The sequence below is a fragment of the Mycolicibacterium pulveris genome (assembly GCF_010725725.1).
Classification (GTDB): domain Bacteria; phylum Actinomycetota; class Actinomycetes; order Mycobacteriales; family Mycobacteriaceae; genus Mycobacterium; species Mycobacterium pulveris.
This window is the reverse complement of record NZ_AP022599.1, coordinates 969215-986411: the sequence shown is the minus strand read 5'-3', so window position 1 is coordinate 986411 and position 17197 is coordinate 969215. Positions and strand designations below refer to the sequence as shown.

General features: G+C 68.8%; 13 protein-coding genes. 8 read left to right on the top strand and 5 right to left on the bottom strand.

The window, feature by feature from the left end; genetic code table 11:
• Positions 1–87 precede the first annotated feature (87 nt).
• Complete coding sequence (locus G6N28_RS05035; RefSeq protein ID WP_003882245.1) at positions 88–492, bottom strand: DUF5319 domain-containing protein; 405 nt, start codon at positions 490–492, stop codon at positions 88–90.
• Between the two features lie 156 nt (positions 493–648).
• On the opposite strand from G6N28_RS05035, the gene guaB reads away from it, so the two are divergent.
• The 4 genes from guaB to phoU all read left to right on the top strand — a co-directional run bounded on the left by guaB (position 649) and on the right by phoU (position 5907).
• Positions 649–2202 (top strand): IMP dehydrogenase, encoded by a 1554-nt coding sequence (guaB, locus tag G6N28_RS05030; RefSeq protein WP_163897626.1) that lies wholly within the window; start codon positions 649–651, stop codon positions 2200–2202.
• A gap of 24 nt (positions 2203–2226) precedes the next feature.
• Entirely contained in the window at positions 2227–3354 is a 1128-nt protein-coding gene (locus tag G6N28_RS05025) for a GuaB3 family IMP dehydrogenase-related protein (protein WP_179962170.1), read from the top strand.
• 90 nt (positions 3355–3444) lie between these two features.
• A complete protein-coding gene (locus tag G6N28_RS05020; protein WP_163897620.1) occupies positions 3445–5178 on the top strand; it encodes a GMC oxidoreductase in 1734 nt (577 codons plus the stop codon).
• A 69-nt stretch (positions 5179–5247) separates the two neighbouring features.
• Entirely contained in the window at positions 5248–5907 is a 660-nt protein-coding gene (gene phoU, locus G6N28_RS05015; protein ID WP_163897617.1) for a phosphate signaling complex protein PhoU, read from the top strand.
• On the opposite strand, the gene G6N28_RS05010 is transcribed toward phoU, so the two are convergent.
• The gene (locus G6N28_RS05010; protein ID WP_163897614.1) at positions 5904–8261 is read right to left on the bottom strand and encodes a glycoside hydrolase family 65 protein; all 2358 of its coding nucleotides are present in this window, start codon (positions 8259–8261) and stop codon (positions 5904–5906) included. The two genes, phoU and G6N28_RS05010, sit on opposite strands and share 4 nt — an antisense overlap.
• On the bottom strand, positions 8258–8998 hold the full coding sequence (locus G6N28_RS05005; protein WP_163897611.1) for a beta-phosphoglucomutase family hydrolase: 741 nt from the start codon (positions 8996–8998) through the stop codon (positions 8258–8260). Before G6N28_RS05005 ends, G6N28_RS05010 begins: the two co-directional genes overlap by 4 nt.
• Before the next feature lie 124 nt (positions 8999–9122).
• On the opposite strand from G6N28_RS05005, the gene guaA reads away from it, so the two are divergent.
• From guaA to G6N28_RS04990, 3 genes are all read left to right on the top strand, one after another.
• Positions 9123–10682 carry a glutamine-hydrolyzing GMP synthase gene (guaA, locus tag G6N28_RS05000; protein WP_163897608.1) on the top strand — a complete coding sequence of 520 codons (1560 nt, stop codon included), beginning with the start codon at positions 9123–9125 and terminating at the stop codon, positions 10680–10682.
• 177 nt (positions 10683–10859) lie between these two features.
• A complete protein-coding gene (locus tag G6N28_RS04995) occupies positions 10860–11537 on the top strand; it encodes a DnaE2-dependent mutagenesis accessory factor ImuA' (RefSeq protein WP_179962018.1) in 678 nt (225 codons plus the stop codon).
• Positions 11538–11544: 7 nt separating this feature from the next.
• On the top strand, positions 11545–13110 hold the full coding sequence (locus tag G6N28_RS04990; RefSeq protein ID WP_163897605.1) for a DNA polymerase Y family protein: 1566 nt from the start codon (positions 11545–11547) through the stop codon (positions 13108–13110).
• Between the two features lie 55 nt (positions 13111–13165).
• Here G6N28_RS04990 and G6N28_RS04985 read toward each other — a convergent pair whose 3' ends face one another.
• Positions 13166–14203 carry a nucleoside hydrolase gene (locus G6N28_RS04985; protein WP_163897603.1) on the bottom strand — a complete coding sequence of 346 codons (1038 nt, stop codon included), beginning with the start codon at positions 14201–14203 and terminating at the stop codon, positions 13166–13168.
• Between the two features lie 24 nt (positions 14204–14227).
• Complete coding sequence (locus G6N28_RS04980; protein ID WP_163897600.1) at positions 14228–16228, bottom strand: SDR family oxidoreductase; 2001 nt, start codon at positions 16226–16228, stop codon at positions 14228–14230.
• A 67-nt stretch (positions 16229–16295) separates the two neighbouring features.
• Between G6N28_RS04980 and G6N28_RS04975 the strand changes: the two genes are divergently transcribed.
• On the top strand, positions 16296–17165 hold the full coding sequence (locus G6N28_RS04975) for a MaoC family dehydratase (protein WP_163897597.1): 870 nt from the start codon (positions 16296–16298) through the stop codon (positions 17163–17165).
• Positions 17166–17197 lie beyond the last annotated feature (32 nt).

The window sequence follows — 17197 nt, the reverse complement described above, 5'->3', positions numbered from 1 at the left end:
CTGGGCGGGAAAGTGCGAGTGGATCACACCATTCGTCGATCTCGGCGCGAGATCGGTCTGGGCGTGCGGGACGTGAAGGAGTAGCGCTCAGCGGTAGCCGTCGGTGTCCGACGTCGCCTCGTTGAGTGAGGCGTCGGCGTAGCCGCGGCAGTAATCCCAGGTCACGTAGGCGTCGGGTTCCGGGTCGTAGGCCGGTTCGTGCGGCCGGACCGTCCCGTCGACGAGCAGCTGCAGCAGGTTGGCCCGCAGCATGTCCCAGTCGTGATAGTGGTCCTGCTGGCATTCGTCACAGCACACCACCAAGCCGCGGATGCCCTTGTGCGCCAACAGCGCCTCGTATACCGCCAGGTCGGCGAGGTCAGCCTCGACCGCCGTCCGCTCCTGCGGGTCCAGCGGTTGGCCGGGCTCGATGGCGTCGAGCGCGGCGGAGGGGTCGCACGGGTCGTCGGCAAACGGGTCGGGTGGCAAACCCGGTGGCAGGTGATCACGCACGCCTCCACCCTACGCAGCCGCACTCATTTTGCGCCAGCCGTGGGGCGGCATGGCGCCGGGCGATCCGGAACACCGTGTGGCACCGAACGGCGGACGTCGATGCCGATAGGATGGGGACCTAGCTCGACGACAGTCCTCGTCACTGGAGGCCCATCCATGTCGATCGCTGAAAGCAGCGTTCCGCTCGCCGTGCCGGTGCCGACCGGCGGTGATGACCCGACGAAGGTCGCGATGCTCGGGCTCACCTTCGACGACGTGTTGTTGCTGCCTGCGGCATCCGACGTGGTCCCCGCCACCGCCGACACTTCCAGCCAGCTCACCAAGAAGGTGCGGCTGAAGGTGCCCTTGGTCAGCTCGGCGATGGATACCGTGACCGAGTCGCGGATGGCGATCGCGATGGCGCGGGCCGGCGGCATGGGGGTACTGCACCGCAACCTTCCGATCGCCGAGCAGGCCGGCCAGGTCGAGACGGTCAAGCGTTCCGAGGCCGGCATGGTCACCGACCCGGTCACCTGCTCACCGGACAACACCCTGGCCGAGGTCGACGCGATGTGCGCCCGGTTCCGGATCTCCGGGCTGCCGGTCGTCGACGACACCGGTTCGCTCGTCGGGATCATCACCAACCGCGACATGCGCTTCGAGGTGGACCAGTCCAAGCCGGTCTCGGAGGTGATGACCAAGGCGCCGCTGATCACCGCGCAGGAGGGGGTGTCCGCGGAGGCCGCGCTGGGGCTGCTGCGCCGCCACAAGATCGAGAAGCTGCCGATCGTCGACGGGCACGGCAAGCTGACGGGCCTGATCACGGTCAAGGACTTCGTCAAGACCGAACAGTTCCCGCTGGCCACCAAGGACGAAGACGGCCGGCTGCTGGTCGGCGCGGCCGTCGGGGTCGGCGACGACGCCTGGACGCGCGCGATGACGCTGGTCGACGCCGGCGTCGACGTGCTCGTGGTGGACACCGCCCACGCGCACAACCGCGGCGTGCTCGACATGGTGCACCGCATCAAGACCGTGCTGGGTGACCGCGTCGAGGTGGTCGGCGGCAACGTCGCCACCCGCGCCGCCGCGGCCGCGATCGTCGATGCGGGCGCCGACGCTGTGAAGGTCGGCGTCGGCCCCGGCTCCATCTGCACCACCCGGGTGGTCGCCGGCGTCGGCGCACCCCAGATCACCGCGATCCTCGAAGCGGTGGCGGCCTGTCGTCCGCATGGAGTGCCGGTGATCGCCGACGGCGGCCTGCAGTACTCGGGCGACATCGCCAAGGCGCTGGCCGCCGGGGCGTCGACGGCGATGCTGGGCTCGCTGCTGGCGGGCACCGCCGAGTCCCCCGGCGAGCTGATCTTCGTCAACGGCAAGCAGTTCAAGAGCTACCGCGGCATGGGCTCCCTTGGTGCGATGCAGGGTCGCGGCGGCGCCGGGGGTACTGGCAGGTCCTACTCCAAGGACCGCTACTTCCAGGACGACGCCCTGTCCGAGGACAAGCTGGTGCCCGAGGGCATCGAGGGCCGGGTGCCGTTCCGCGGCCCGTTGTCCACCGTCATCCACCAGCTCACCGGCGGGCTGCGGGCGGCCATGGGCTACACCGGATCGGCCACCATCGAGCAATTGCAGCAGGCGCAGTTCGTGCAGATCACCGCGGCGGGGCTGAAGGAAAGCCATCCGCACGACATCACGATGACCGTCGAAGCGCCGAATTACTACGCCCGCTAAGGGGATCCATTGGTCATGCGTGACATGGTTGAAATCGGCATGGGCAGAACCGCCCGCCGCACTTACGAACTCGACGACGTCAACATCGTGCCGTCGCGGCGCACGCGGTCGTCGAAGGACGTCTCGACGGCGTGGCAGCTCGATGCCTACCGCTTCGAGGTCCCGGTGGTCGCGCACCCGACCGACGCGTTGGTGTCGCCGGAGTTCGCGATCGCGCTCGGCCGCCTCGGCGGGCTGGGCGTGCTCAACGGCGAGGGCCTGATCGGCAGGCACGCCGACGTCGAGGCCAAGATCGCCGAAGTCATCCAGGCCGCTGAGAAGGAGCCCGAACCGTCGGCGTCGATTCGCCTTCTGCAGCAACTACATTCGGCGCCGTTGGATCCCGACCTGCTCGGCGCGGCGGTCGCCCAGATCCGCGACGCCGGGGTGACCACGGCCGTGCGGGTCAGCCCGCAGAACGCGCGGGCGCTGACCCCGACCCTGATCGCCGCCGGGATCGACCTGCTGGTCATCCAGGGCACCATCGTGTCCGCCGAACGCGTCGCCTCCGACGGTGAGCCGCTGAACCTCAAGACCTTCATCTCCGAACTCGACGTGCCGGTGGTCGCCGGCGGCGTGCTCGACCACCGCACCGCGCTGCACCTGATGCGGACCGGTGCGGCCGGCGTCATCGTCGGGTACGGCTCCACGCAGGGCGTCACCACCAGCGACGAGGTGCTCGGCATCAGCGTGCCGATGGCCACCGCGATCGCCGACGCCGCCGCGGCGCGGCGCGAATACCTCGACGAGACCGGCGGTCGGTACGTGCATGTGCTGGCCGACGGAGACATCCACACCTCGGGCGATCTGGCCAAGGCGATCGCCTGCGGCGCCGACGCCGTCGTGCTCGGCACCCCGCTGGCGGTGTCGGACGAGGCGCTGGGCGGGGGCTGGTTCTGGCCGGCCGCGGCCGCCCACCCGTCGCTGCCGCGCGGTGCGCTGCTGCAGGTGGCGCTCGGGGAGCGGCCGTCGCTGGAGCAGGTGCTCAACGGGCCCTCCGACGACCCGTTCGGCTCGCTGAACCTGGTCGGCGGGCTGCGCCGGTCGATGGCCAAGGCCGGCTACTGCGACCTCAAGGAGTTCCAGAAGGTCGGGCTGACGGTCGGAAGCTGACGTTTCGGCCGCGAGCAGTCGCGAAAACCCCTAAATCGGCCCTGAAATGGGGGTATACGCGTCTGCTCGTGCGCGGGCCATACTGGTTTGATGAGACCTGACTATGACGTCTTGATCATCGGTTCGGGGTTCGGCGGAAGCGTGACGGCGCTGCGGCTCACCGAGAAGGGCTACCGCGTCGGGGTGCTCGAGGCGGGTCGGCGCTTCAACGACGAGGACTTCGCCAAGACCTCGTGGAACCTGCGCAAGTTCCTGTGGGCGCCCAAGCTCGGCATGTACGGCATCCAGCGGATCCACCTGCTGCGCAACGTGATGATTCTGGCCGGCGCCGGGGTCGGCGGCGGATCGCTGAACTACGCCAACACGCTGTACGTGCCGCCGGACCCGTTCTTCAACGACCCGCAGTGGAAGAACATCACCGACTGGCGCGCGGAGCTGATGCCGCACTACGACCAGGCGCAGCGCATGCTCGGCGTGGTCACCAACCCGACGTTCACCGACGCCGACCGCATCGTCAAGGAGGTCGCCGACGAGATGGGCGTCGGCCACACCTGGGTGCCCACCCCGGTCGGCGTGTTCTTCGGGCCCGACGGCACCAAGACGCCGGGCAAGACGGTGCCCGACCCGTACTTCGGTGGGGCGGGCCCGGCGCGCACCGGCTGCATCGAGGGCGGCGAGTGCATGACCGGCTGCCGCCACAACGCCAAGAACACGTTGGTGAAGAACTACCTGTACCTGGCGGAAAAGGCTGGGGCAGAAGTGATTCCGATGAGAACCGTCACCGGTTTCCAGCAGCGCGCCGACGGCTTGTGGGAGGTCAGAACCGTGCGTACCGGCGCCTGGGTGCGCAAGAAGAAGAGCACGCTTACCGCCACGCACGTGGTGCTGGCTGCGGGCACCTGGGGCACACAGAAGCTGCTGTTCAAGATGCGCGACAACGGCAAGCTGCCCCAGCTGTCCGATCGCCTGGGAGTGCTGACGCGGACCAATTCCGAGTCGATCGTCGGCGCGGGCAAGTACAAGGTGTCGCCCGATCTCGACCTCACGCACGGGGTGGCGATCACGTCGTCCATCCACCCGACCCCGGACACCCACATCGAGCCGGTGCGTTACGGCAAGGGCTCCAACGCGATGGGCCTGTTGCAGACGCTGATGACCGACGGCGACGGACCGGAGGGCACCGACGTGCCGCGCTGGCGGCAGTTCATTCGCAATGCCGCCGCCAACCCGCGTGGCACGCTGCGCATGCTCAACGTCCGGCGCTGGAGCGAACGCACCGTCATCGCGCTGGTCATGCAGCACCTGGACAACTCGATCACCACGTTCACCGAGCGCACCAGGTTCGGGTTGCGGCGGATGACCAGCAAGCAGGGCCACGGCCAGCCCAACCCGACGTGGATCCCGGTGGGCAACGAGGTCACCCGCCGCATCGCCGAGAAGATCGACGGCGTCGCGGGCGGCACCTGGGGCGAGCTGTTCAACATCCCGCTGACCGCGCATTTCCTCGGCGGCGCCGCGATCGGCGACAGCCCGCGGACCGGCGTCATCGACCCGTATCAGCGGGTCTACGGTTATCCGACGCTGTCGGTGCACGACGGGGCGGCCATCTCGGCGAATCTCGGTGTGAACCCGTCGCTTTCGATCACCGCACAGGCGGAGCGGGCGGCGTCGCTGTGGCCCAACAAGGGCGAGGCCGACCTGCGTCCGGCGCAGGGCGAGCCCTACAAGCGGCTGACGCCGGTTCCGCCGAGGCATCCGGCGGTGCCCGCCGACGCCCCCGCGGCACTGCGGCTGCCGATCGAGCCGGTCAGCTCGACTGGTTGAGCCGCGGCCGATCGGGGTACGCAGTGCCCCATCGGGGGGCCGGACGCGGCATGAGGGAAGGTTACGGCCATGCGAACCGCATATCACGAGCAGTTGTCGGCACTGTGCGCCCAGTTGGCCGAGATGTGTGGACTGACCGCCGCCGCGATGGAACGCGCGACGCGCGCGCTGCTCGACGCCGACCTGACCTTGGCGGAGCAGGTGATCGCCGACCACGAGCACATCGCGATGCTGAATCGGCGGGCCGAGGAGACCGCGATCCGACTGCTCGCACTGCAGCAACCGGTGGCCGGGGAACTGCGCACCATCGTCGGCTCCATCCGGATCAGCGCCGACATCGAGCGGATGGGCGCGCTCGCGGTGCACGTCGCGAGCATCTCCCGGCTGCGCCACCCCGAATGCGCGCTGCCCGACGAGGTGCGCGCCAGCTTCGCCGAGATGGGCGGCAGGGCCGTGCAACTGGCCAGAATCGCCCAGGAGGTGCTGATCGCGCCGGATCCCGACAAGGCGGCCCGGCTACACCACGAAGACGACGCGGTCGACGACGAGCACCGCCACCTGTTCACGCTGTTGCTCGACCACAGGTGGCAGGACGGTGTCTGCTCGGCCGTCGACGTGGCGCTGCTCGGGCGCTACTACGAGCGGTTCGCCGACCACGCGGTGGAGATCGGGCGCCGGGTCATCTTCGAGGCCACCGGCGGCCTGCCCGTCGGCAAGCAGATGGCCTAGCCGGAGGTCTTGTGGCGCATCGGCGCCCGGCCCGGTGGCTGCTGCGGGGGCGGCAGCAACGGTTCGATGGGCCTGACGGCGACCGTCGTCGGATATTGGGTCTTGAGTTCGAGGTTTTCGCCGGCATGGCGGATCGTCAGCGACGTGTCGGGCCCGTCGCGAAGGGTGTAGGTGACGTCTTGGTGGTTGACGTCGACGGTGAGCCGAAAGTTCTTCCAGCGCAACCGGAATTTCAGGCGTTTGAGCGTCGCCGGCAGGCGGGGGTCGAGTGCCAGCACGTCTTCGTCGTCGCGTAGCCCGCCGAAGCCGGCCACCAGCGCCGACCAGGTGCCGGCGAGCGAGGCCATGTGCAGGCCGTCGCGAGTGTTGTGGTGCAGATTGCGCAGGTCGATCATCGCGGCCTCGTAGGTGTAGTCGTGGGCCAACTCCAGATGCCCGACCGCCGCGCACATCACCGCTTGCGTGCAGGCCGAAAGCGACGAGTCGCGGGTGGTGCGCCGTTCGTAGTAGTCGACGTTGCGTGCCATCTGCTCGGGGGTGAAAGCGTGGCTCTCCCAATGCATTGCCAGCACCAGATCGGCCTGCTTGACCACCTGCTGGGGGTACAACCGCACGTACGGCTCGTGCAGCAGCAGGGGATAGGCGGTGTTGGCAGTGAAGTCCCACTCCCGCAACGTGGTGAACCCCTCGCACTGCGGGTGGACGCCCAGCTCCTCGTCGAACGGAATGTGAACGGTCGCAGCGGCATGGCGCCACGCGTCGATCTCGTCGGCGGTGACGTCCATGTCGTTGGCCGCATCAGGGTGACGAAGGCAGGCGTCGGCGGCCGCGCGCAGGTTGCGCGCCGCCATCAGGTTGGTGAACACGTTGTCGCGCACCACCGCGGTGTACTCGTCGGGCCCCGTGACGCCGTCGATGTGCCATACCCCGTGCCGGTCGTGCTGGCCGAGCGACAGCCACATCCTGGCCGTCTCCACCAACACCTTCAGCCCACACTCGAGCTCCAGCGAATCATCGCCCGTCACAACGCGATACCGCTCGAACGCCATGGCGATATCCGCGTTGACGTGGAAAGCCGCGGTGCCCGCCGGCCAGTATGCCGAGCACTCCTCACCACGGATCGTGCGCCACGGGAACGCGGCCCCATGGAGGTCGAGCAGCTCGGCGCGCTCTTTGGCCAGATCCAGCGTCGAGGCGCGCCACCGCAGCGCATCGGCGGCGGCATAGGGCGCCGTATAGGTGAGCAGCGGAAGCACGAAACCCTCGGTGTCCCAGAACGCGTGACCGTCATAGCCGGTTCCGGTCAACCCCTTGCTGGGAATCGCGCGCCGCTCGGCGCGCGCGCTTGCCTGCAGCACGTGAAACAACGCGAACCGCACGGCCTGCTGGATGTGGGGATCGCCTTCCACTTCGACGTCGGCGCAGTCCCAGAAGTCGTCGAGATAGGCGCGCTGGGCGTCCAGCAGGCCCTGCCAGCCGGTGTATTCGGCACCGCTGAGCGCACCCGCGACCTGGTCGCGCAACGCCGGGCGGGACCGCAGGCTCGACCATGCGTAGCCCAGATACTTGCGGATGCGCAGCCGCTGCCCGGGCCGCAGCCCGCAGATGATCGTGGTGCGGGCCCAGTCCTCTGAGGTGTCGGTGCTCACCTCGACACGGCCGGGCACGTCGATTTCGTGGTCCATCGCGGCGGCCATCATCAACTGGCTCGCGCGCGTGCGGTGGATGAGGACCGCGCCGTTGACGGTGCTTTCCTGGTGCACCGCCTCCAGCGGGCGGTTGAGCACGGCCGCGACCCGCGGGTCGGCGGAGGTGGGTGGCAGGTCCTCGTTGGCCACCAGTTCGGACTGCACGGTGATGCGGGCGAACTGTTCGACGGCCTCGACAATGTACTCGATCGCGGCCACACCGCGCTGGTCAAGCGACACCAGGCGGGTGGAGACGACCTTGACCTCCTTGCCCACCGGTGACCGCCACCGCACGTTTCGGGTCAGCGTGCCGGCGCGCATGTCCAGCACGCGTTCATGCTCGAGCAGGTCGCCGTAGCGGACGTCGAACGGTTCGTCGTCGACCAGCAGGCGCAGCAGCTTGCCGTTGGTGACGTTGACGATCGTCTGGCCGGCTTCCGGATACCCGTAGCCCGCCTCGGCATAGGGCAACGGACGAACCTCGTAGAACGAGTTCAGGTAGGTGCCCGGAATGCTGTGTGGCTCGCCTTCATCGAGGTTGGCGCGTATGCCGATGTGGCCATTGGACAAGGCGAAGATCGACTCCGATTCGTCCAGAATCGATAGATCAAGCGAGGTTTCGCGGATGTGCCACGGCTCTACCGGGTAAAGCTCGTCGGTCATCATTGCGTGAGAAGCTCCATCAGGTCGGCCACGACGATATCGGCACCGCTGCGGCGCAGAGCCTCCGCATGCCCGACGCGGTCCACCCCGACCACGTAGCCGAAGTTACCAGCCCGCCCCGCGGCCACTCCGGCGATCGCGTCCTCGAACACCGCGCACTCGCCGGGTTGGACGCCGAGCAGTTGCGCCGCCCGCAGAAACGAGTCCGGGGCGGGCTTACCGGGAATGTTCTCCTCCCGCAGGACCACACCGTCGACCCGGTGCTGGACGAACTTGTCCAGACCGGTCACCTCGAGCACCTCGCGGGTGTTCGCGCTCGAGGACACCACCGCGACGCCGAAGCCCGCGTCGACCACCGCCTCGAGATAGCGGCGGGAGCCGTCGAACACCGTCACCCCTTCGGCGCGCAGCACCCGGTGAAACATCTCGTTCTTGCGGTTACCGAGGCCGAACACCGTCTCGGCGGCGGTGCCGTCGTCGGGGTCTCCGTCCGGTAGTTCGATGCCGCGGCTGGCCAGAAAGGAGCGCACTCCGTCCTCGCGCTTCTTGCCGTCGACGTAGCGCAGGTAGTCGGCCCCGACGTCGAACGGCACGAACGGCTCGCCGCTGCGTTGCGCACGGGCACGCAGGAAGTCGTCGAACATGGCCTGCCACGCCTTCTTGTGCACGCCGGCGGTGTCGGTCAGGACCCCGTCCAGGTCGAACAGACAGGCGCGGATGTGGTTCGGCAGACCATGCACGGTGCTCCTCGCTTCAGGGCGTTGGGGTCCTCGGACGGTTACCGGTCATTGTCTGTCACCATTCCCACTTCGTGGCGCAGGTAACGAGGAGCGACGTTTTGTTCGCGCCAACTAGACTGACCGGGTGACATCGTCAGCACCCAGACCCGTGTTGGTGGTCGACTTCGGAGCGCAGTACGCGCAGCTGATCGCGCGCCGGATCCGGGAGGCGCGGGTGTACTCCGAGGTGATCCCGCACACCGCCAGCGTCGAGGAGATCATGGCCCGCGACCCGCAGGCCATCGTGCTGTCGGGCGGGCCCGCCAGCGTCTACGCCGAAGATGCGCCGCAGCTGAACCCGGCGGTGTTCGACCTGGGGGTGCCGGTGTTCGGCATCTGCTACGGCTTTCAGGCGATGGCCCAGACGCTCGGCGGAACGGTGGCCAAGACCGGCACCAGCGAGTACGGCCGCACAGAGCTGAAAGTCACGGGGGGACAACTTCATTCCGATCTGCCCGACACTCAGCCGGTGTGGATGAGCCACGGCGACGCGGTCACCGAGGCGCCTGACGGGTTCGATGTGGTGGCGGTCAGCCCCGGCTCACCCGTCGCGGCTTTCGAGAACCGTGAGCGTCGCCTGGCCGGCGTGCAGTACCACCCAGAGGTTATGCACACGCCGCACGGTCAGCAGGTGCTCAGCCGGTTCCTGTACGAGTTCGCGGGCCTCAGCGCGACATGGACCGCCGCGAGCATCGCCGACGCGCTCGTCAACGAGGTGCGTAACCAGATCGGCAACGGACGGGCGATCTGCGGGCTGTCCGGTGGGGTGGATTCGGCGGTGGCCGCTGCGCTGGTGCAGCGCGCCGTCGGGGACCGGCTGACGTGTGTGTTCGTCGACCACGGTCTGCTGCGGGCCGGGGAACGCGCCCAGGTGCAACGTGATTTCGTCGCCGCCACCGGCGCCAAACTCGTCACCGTCGACGCCGAGAAGCGGTTTCTGGAGGCGTTGTCCGGGGTGACCAACCCCGAAGGCAAGCGCAAGATCATCGGCCGCGAGTTCATCCGCGCCTTCGAGGGTGCGGTGCGAGATACGTTGGGCGCCAACGACGGTGATGTGGAATTCCTGGTCCAGGGCACGCTGTATCCCGATGTGGTGGAGTCCGGCGGTGGATCGGGCACCGCCAACATCAAGAGCCACCACAACGTCGGTGGTCTGCCCGCCGACCTGAAGTTCAAGCTGGTCGAACCGTTGCGGCTGCTGTTCAAGGACGAGGTCCGCGCGGTGGGCCGTGAACTCGGATTGCCCGAGGAAATCGTTGCACGCCAACCATTTCCGGGACCGGGGTTGGCGATCCGGATCATCGGTGAGGTCACCGCGGATCGGCTGGACACGCTGCGGCGCGCCGACGCGATCGCCCGCGAGGAACTGACCGCGGCCGGCCTGGACCACCAGATCTGGCAGTGCCCGGTGGTGCTGCTGGCCGACATCCGGTCGGTGGGGGTGCAGGGCGACGGCCGCACCTATGGCCATCCGATCGTGTTGCGTCCGGTGTCCAGCGAGGACGCCATGACCGCGGACTGGACCCGGGTGCCCTACGAGGTGCTCGAACGCATCTCCACCCGCATCACCAACGAGGTGTCCGAGGTCAACCGCGTGGTGCTCGACATCACCAGCAAGCCGCCCGGCACCATTGAGTGGGAGTGATTTAGCTCCTTTCCGCGAGCAGACGCGAAAACCCCCAAAAACGCCACTTTTCGGGGGTGTAAGCGTCTGCTCGCGCTCTTAAAGTGCGCTTGACGCAGTCGGTGGGGAAGTGTTTACTGACGATATCGAACATACATTCGAACACCCGATGAATCAGATGATGCAGGAGGTGCTGCTGTGACAGCGGCCATGGACCTGGATCAGCGCCAGCTTACCCGCGCTGAACAGGTAGAACACCTGCGTCGCAAGATAGCGGCGGTCTCCGGCAAGGCGGGTCTCGGACGCAGCGGCGCCGCGCCGTCGGCGGACCCGTTGCCAACCTCGGAATCTTTGCTGCCGGTACCCGAAACCCATGCAGAGCTCCTGTCGAAGCCGTTGCCGCGCGGGACGGTGGCAGTGGTGTCGGGGGCGCGGTCGCTGCCGCTGAGCTTGGTGGCGGCGGTGACGGCCGACGGCGGGCACGCCGCGATCGTCGGGCAGCGCGATGTCGGCCTTCTGGCGGCCGTGGAGATGGGAGCCGATCTGAGCAGGATCGCCGTCATCCCCGAACCCGGAGCCGACCCCGTCGAGGTGGCCGCGGTCCTGATGGACGGGATGGACCTGGTGGTGCTCGGTCTGGGCGGGCGCACGGTGCCGGCCACCCGGGCGCGGGCGGTGGTGGCCCGGGCTCGGCAGAAGGGCTGCACGCTGCTGGTCACCGACGGCGACTGGCAGGGCGCATCCGCCAGGCTGGAGGCCCGGGTCTGTGGCTATGAGATCGCCGGCCCCGCCCGCCCGGGGTTCGGCCGCATCGGCAAGGTGCGGCTGACCATGCGGGCCATGGGCCGGGCCGGGCTGGCCACGGTCGCGCAGTGAGTGCGCGATGCAGTCCCGCGTTCTGGCCATCTGGTGCATGGACTGGCCCGCGGTCGCCGCGGCCGCCGCGGCGGGCCTACCGCCGACGGCCCCGATCGCGGTGACGTTGGCCAACCGCGTCGTCGCGTGTTCGGCGTCGGCCCGCTCGGCCGGTGTGCGGCGCGGACTGCGTCGGCGGGAGTCGCAGGCGCGCTGCCCGGAACTGCATGTGGTCACCGCCGATCCGGCGCGCGACGCCCGCCACTTCGAGGCCGTCACGGCCGCGGTGGACGACCTGGTGCCGCGGGCCGAGGTGCTGCGCCCCGGCCTGCTGGTGCTGCCGATCCGCGGAGCGGCCCGCTACTTCGGTTCCGAAGAGGCCGCCGCGCAGCGACTGATCGACGCGGTGGCCGCGGCCGGAGCCGAATGCCAGGTCGGCATCGCCGATCAGCTGCCCACCGCGGTGTTCGCCGCCCGGGCGGGCCGGATCGTCGAGCCGGGGGAGGACGCGGCGTTCCTGTCGCCCCTGTCGATCAGGCAGCTGGCCGCCGAGCCGAGCCTGGCCGACCCCGGACGGCAGGAGTTGGCAGACCTGCTGTGGCGCATGGGGATCCGCAGCATCGGGCAGTTCGCGGCGCTGTCGCGCAGCGACGTCGCCTCGCGGTTCGGCGCCGACGGCGTGGTGGCGCACCGGTTCGCGTGCGGCGAGCCTGCCCGCGGGCCCTCTGGCGCAGAACCCGCCGTCGAACTCGACGCGGTCATGAACTGCGACCCGCCCATCGACCGGGTGGACGCCGCGGCGTTCGCCGGGCGATCGCTGGCCAGCAGCCTGCATCGAAGCCTCGAGTCCTCCGGGGTGGGATGCACCCGGTTGGCCATCCACGCCGTCACCGCCAACGGTGGAGAGCTCGAACGGGTTTGGCGCTGCGCGGAGCCGCTGACCGAGGACGCCACCGCCGATCGGGTGCGCTGGCAGCTCGACGGCTGGCTGAACAGACGCCACCCCGACGAGCGGCCCACCGCGCCCATCACGACGATCCGGTTGCGCCCGGTCGAGGTGGTTTCGGCCGAGGCGTTGCAGCTGCCGCTGTGGGGACCCCCAGCGAAGATGACCGACAGTGCCTATCGCGCGCTGGTGCGGGTCCAGGGGCTGCTCGGCCCCGAGGCGGTGCAGATGCCCGTGCTGTCCGGCGGTCGAGGGCCCGCCGAGCGCATCACGTTCACACCGCTGGGCGACGAGCAGGTGCCGCGGGCCGATCCCCGCCAGCCGTGGCCAGGTCAGCTGCCCGAACCGTCACCGACCGTGCTGCTCGACGACCCGGTCGAGTTGGTCGACGCCGACGGCAATCCGGTGCGGGTGACCGCTCGTGGGCTGTTCTCCACGGATCCGGCGCGGCTGACCGGAGCGGGCAGAGGGGGGACGTTGTCCTGGTGGGCCGGGCCGTGGCCCGTCGACGAACGGTGGTGGGATCCCCAGCGGGCCAAGGTGGGGCGGACGGCGCGTGTGCAGGTGCTGCTCGACACCGACCCGGCGCTAGCCCTGCTGCTGTGTTACCGGCAGCGGCGCTGGTATCTCGAGGGCATCTACGAGTAGCGCTCTTTCGCGAGCAGACGTGAAAACCCCCAATTGGGCACCATTTTAGGGGTTTTCACGCCTGCTCGCCGAGAGAAGACTTGGCGAACGCGCCGACGCGCGCGATGAACCGGTCGAAGAACGCCGCCGGATCGACGTCGACGCCGACCAGCGCGTTGGGCTCCCTGGCCCACAGGTTGCTCCAGTCGGCGATCGTCATTCCCCGTGTCAGCGTGCCGGTGAGTTCGACATCGACCGTGGTACGCCGACATTCGACCAGATCGGGGTCGAGCGCCACCGCGGCGGCCAGCGGGTCATGCAGATGCGCGAGATAGCCCTCGTTGTGCGCGAAGTGATATTCGAAGTAGAACCGCATCGCGTCTTCGAGCACCGCGATCAACGGATTGGACGCCGAGGATCTGGTGCCGCGCGGGTCCTGAGCGCTCATCGGTCGCGTGGAGGACCCAGCTTCGGCAGCCAGCCGGCCCATCAACTCCGGCATCATCGCGATGTTTTCGGTCAGGTTCAGCCCCAACACGATCGGCAGACCCGAAGCCGTCCCGGAACCCCAGGCTTCGAACACCTCGGCCGCGGCCTCGGGATCGACGCTGATGTTCCACTCGGCCACCGGGGTGGTGTTGCCGCGGTAGTCGAACGCTCCGCCCATGATCACCAACCGACGCAACAGCCGCGGCAGCGCCGGCTCACTGCGCAGCGCCAGCGCCAGGTTCGTCAACGGCCCGGTGGCCACCCCGATCAGCTCACCCGGATGCTCCTGGGCCGCCCGCACCCAAGCCTGCGCGGCGTCGTACTCGGTGAGCCCGCGAGCGGTCGCGGGTAGCTGCGCATAGCCCATGCCCTCGGGACCGTGGGTGTCCTCGGCGGTGCGCAACGGGGCGGTGAGCGGGCTCGCGGAGCCTTTCGACACCGGTACGTCGACGCTGCACAGATCCAGCAGCGCCAAATTGTTCTGGCAAACCTGTTGGACCGCAACGTTTCCCGCGCTCGAAGCGATGCCGACAACCTCGGCTTCCTCGCTCGCGAACAGATACACCAGTGCCATCGCGTCGTCGACGCCGGTGTCCACGTCGACGAAGACCGGCAGTGCGCTCACACCGCCAACGATAGGTCGGGGCGATTACCAGTGCACACCGGGTACCAGGCGCACCGCGCGCTTGATCGGCTTGGGCACCCGAAGCGACGCCTGCGGGTTCGTCGGGCGCTTCGGGTGCCGCGCCGGCGTCGACGACCGTCCGCGCGCCAGCCCGCGGGCCGCCGCGGAGTCGGGATATCCGAGATAGAGCTGGTGCAGGAGGCGTCGCGACAGCTTCGGGGTCAGGTAGTTGCCGAAATCGGCGAGCGTTCCCAGCGGGGTGTCGATCCGGGCCGGCTTTTCCACCAGGCCCCGCACCACCATGGCCGCCGCGTGTTCCGGGCTGATCGCCGGCACCGGGTTCAGCCGGTGCGACGGCACGATCATCGGCGTGCGGACCAGCGGCATGTGGATGTTGGTGAACGTGATGTGGTCTGAGAGCGTCTCGGTGGCCACCACGTCGGCGAAGGCATCCAGCGCGGCCTTGGTCGGCAGATATGAGCTGTACTTCGGATTGCGTGCCTGCACACCGGCGCTCGATACGTTCACCACGTGACCGAACCGGCGTTCACGCCAATGCGGCAGCAGCGCCAACACCATTCGGACCGCACCGAAATAGTTGACGGCCATCACCCGCTCGTAGTCGTGCAGCCGGTCGGTGGAGGCGAGCACCGAGCGCCGGATCGACCGGCCCGCGTTGTTGACCAGGTAGTCGACGTGGCCGAACCGGCCGATGATGTCTTTGACCGTGTGCTCCACCGACGTCGAATCGGTGACGTCGCACGTGAACGCGTGCGCCTGCCCGCCCGTGGCGCGGATCTCGGCCACCAGCTCGTCGAGCGCATCGGCGTTGCGCGCCAACGCGAACACCGTCGCACCTCGTTCGGCAACCGCGATCGCGGACGCCCGGCCGATCCCGCTGGAGGCGCCCGTGATGATGACATGCCTGCCGACCAGCGGCCCCGCGGGATCGTCGCGGCGGGCGCGGTCGGGATCGAGGTGCTCGGCCCAGTAGCGCCACAGCCGCGGTGCGTACGACGCGAACTCCGGCGGCGCGATCCCGGTGCCGCGCAACGCTTCTGCGGTGTGGTTCGCGGTGAACGTCGGTATCAGGTCGACGACGTCGAGGATCTCGCCCGGAATACCGAGCTGGGTGACCGCCATGTTGCGCAACACCCTGGCCCGGCCGGTGGCGCGCAGGAACGGCGTCGCCGTCGCCGACGGCAACGATCCCCGCAGGGGCGGTAAACCGGCCTCTTTCGCGACTGCGCGGTAAATACCCCTGAGGCCAACGGTTTTGGCGGCCGTGAGATGAAACGTCTGACCGTCGCGGCCGTCGCTGTGCATCAGCGTCACCAACGCGTCGAGCACGAAGTCCACCGGCACGATGTTGTTGCGGCCGGCATCGGGCAGCACCACCGGTGTCAACGACGGCAGACGGGCCAGTTTGGCCAGCACGCTGAAGAAGTAGTAGGGCCCGTCGACCTTGTCCATCTCGCCGGTGCGCGAATCACCGACCACCACACCCGGCCGGTACACCCGAAACCGCAACCCCGGCGCCGAGCGGACCAACAGCTCCGCCTCGAACTTGGTCTGGTGATACGGCGTCGGCAGGTCTTGGCCGAGGTCGAAGTCCTGCTCGGTGAACTCGCCGCGGTGGCGGCCCGCGACGGCGATCGAGGACACGTGGTGCAGCGTGGCGTCCAGCCGCAGCGCCAGCTCGATGACCGCACGGGTGCCCTCCACGTTGGCGGCGCGTTGGGCGGCCTCGGGCGCGGTGATGTCGTAGATCGCGCCACAGTGCACGATGTGGTCGACGGCCCCCAGCTCGCCGACCGTGCGGTCGGAGAGCCCGAGCGCCGGTGCGGTCAGGTCGCCGACCAGCGGTTTGACCCGATCACCCCAGTCCGCGGCGAGCCGCTCGAACCGCGCCAACGACCCCCTGCGGACCAGCACCCACACCTGGGTTTCGTCGTCGCGGGCCAACAGCCGGGACACCACGCGGCGACCGATAAACCCAGTACCGCCGGTAACGACATAAGTCATTCGAGCATCGTCACCCCTGCCGGGGGAAACGTCAATGCGCGCGGTGCCGCACCGCTATCGTCCGTCTATGCCCCTCGACCCCAACTCCATAGGCGCCAAGGCCGACCCGCAATTGTTCGAATGGACCGACCGCGACACGCTGCTCTATGCGCTGGGTGTCGGCGCGGGAACCGCGGATCTGCAGTTCACGACCGAGAACAGCCACGGCATCGAGCAGCAGGTGCTGCCGACCTATGCCGTCATCGCCTGCCTGCCGTTCGCGGCCGCGGCCCTGCTCGGATCGTTCAACTTCGCCATGCTGCTGCACGGTTCGCAGGCCATCCGGCTCCATGAGCCGCTGCCGCCTGCGGGCAAGCTCAGCGTCGTCGCCGAGGTCGCCGACATCCAGGACAAGGGCGAGGGCAAGAACGCCATCGTCATGCTCAAGGCCACCGGCACCGATCCCGACACCTCCAAGGTGGTGGCCGAGACGTTGACCACGGCGGTGATCCGCGGCGAAGGCGGTTTCGGCGGACAGCCAGGTCAGCGCCCGCCGGCGCCGGAAATCCCTGACCGCGAACCGGATTCGAAGATCGCCCTGCCCACACGCGAGGACCAGGCGCTGATCTATCGGCTCTCCGGTGACCGCAACCCGCTGCACAGCGACCCCTGGTTCGCGCGCGAGCTCGCCGGGTTTCCCAAGCCGATCCTGCACGGGCTGTGCACCTACGGTGTGGCCGGGCGCGCGCTGGTGGCCGAGCTCGGCGGCAACGACGCGAGGAAGGTCAACGCGATCGCCGCCAGGTTCACCTCGCCGGTGTTCCCCGGCGATACGCTGACGACGTCGATCTGGCGCACCGAACCGGGTCACGCGGTGTTTCGCACCGAGGCGGCCAACCCCGACGGCTCGGATGCGCGGTTGGTGCTCGAGGACGGCGCCGCCGAATACAGCGACTGACACGCTCGTGCACGTTCGACCCATTCGGGTCG